The 1,578-nt window shown below is 58.2% G+C and carries 2 protein-coding genes; both read left to right on the top strand.

Annotation, left to right across the window (positions count from 1 at the left end; all coding sequences use genetic code 11):
- Positions 1–990: acyltransferase family protein (locus AC1D00_RS40440; RefSeq protein WP_477014551.1), on the top strand; the 990-nt coding region annotated here is incomplete at its 5' end.
- 5 nt (positions 991–995) lie between these two features.
- The coding region (locus AC1D00_RS40435; protein ID WP_477014550.1) for an acyltransferase family protein at positions 996–1,578 on the top strand (583 nt) is incomplete at its 3' end.

The following is a 1,578-nucleotide window of genomic DNA, read 5'->3' as shown; positions in this document are numbered from 1 at the left end:
GCCATTCACAACGTGATCGGTCACTATTTCAATTTCGGGAGGTTCGGGGTCGTCCTGTTCTTCTTCGTCAGCGGATTCGTGATTCCCTACAGCTTTCCCAATACCGCGACGCCGGTTCGCGATTTCACGATCAGCCGTTTCTTCAGGCTCTATCCGGCCTACTGGCTGTCGATCGCGGTGGTGCTGATCCTTGCTCCGCTACTGGAAGGCAAGACCTTCCCGCCGTCGCAGATCGCGATCAATCTGACGATGTTCCAGATGTTCGTGGGCGTTCCGAATCTGCGGATCGTCTACTGGACGCTGTTCATCGAACTGATTTTCTACATTTCGTGCATGGGGTTGTTCGCGGCCGGCCTTCTGAACCGGCGCCTGACCGCGTTCTACATCGTGGTTGCCGCCTCGGTGATCTGCATCATCGGGCCGTTGTTCATTCCCTATCGGATCGTGTGGTCCGGGATGGAGATCGTCCTCAATTTGACGGCGATGTTCTTCGGCAAGGTCATTCGCGATACCGTGATCGGTGAACGCTTGCGATGGCAGCACGTCGCGGTTTGCGCGGTGCTCTATTTCGTCTTTGCGATCACGCTCTCGTTGAAGCGGTTCGGCGTCGAATATCACGACAATTTCTTCCACGGCTATTCGATCGGGGCGGCCTATGTCAGCGCCGGCATCTTCTTCATGATCTTTGCTGCGTTCGGCGAACGGATGTCGTGGCGTTTCATGGCGTTCGTCGGTGTCATCAGCTACTCGGTGTATCTGATGGCACCGTTTGTCATCGTGGCGATCATGCACTTCTTCGGCGCGGGCCGTGATCCGGCCGAATGGCTGTTGTTCGTCACCGCGGTCGTCGTGTTCTCCCTTCTGGTCAGCTGGCTCACGCATATCGTCGTGGAGAAGCCGTTCATTAAGATCGGACACCGGATTCGTTCGCGGTCGGCTCGCGCCGTCGCGCTTGATTCGTCCCTGCGCGGGCAAGGTGCCGCGGAGTGACGGCAATGACGTACAATCCAAATAGTGCGGCTGATGGCGCCTTTGTTCCTTCTATCCAGGGACTTCGCGGCGTGGCGGCGCTCAGCGTGCTGATGGATCATTTCTACGACATGCCCAAGGGAGGCGTGTACGACTTGCCGAACCCGGGCTTTCTGCCGCCGCTCTGGCCCTGGCTGCAGTCGGTGATTAACGTTGGCGGGCACGGGGTCGAGCTGTTCTTCATGATCAGCGGCTTCCTGATTCCGGCGAGCCTGGTGCGGCATGGATATCTGTCGAAATTCTTCTTCGACCGGGTATTGCGCATCATGCCGGTCTTTCTGGTCCTGCATTTCACGCTGTTCATCGTCGGGCCGATCGTCAGTTACAAGTTTTTCCGCGGCATCGACATCGGCAGCTATCTCCAGCTGTTCTTCGCCAACATGTTCTTCCTGCAGGACGTGCTTGGCCTGCCGATCGCGCAGCAGAATGCGTGGACGCTGACCTATGAGTGGGCGTTCTACATCTGGTTTGCGCTGGCCTTTGTCGCGCAGCGCCGGGGCGGCTGGTTGCTGGCGGTGCCGCTGATCGCGCTCGGATTGGTCTGCTTGC

The sequence above is a fragment of the Bradyrhizobium sp. P2_E8 genome, from assembly GCF_056403875.1.
This window is presented reverse-complemented; position numbering and strand designations above follow the sequence as displayed.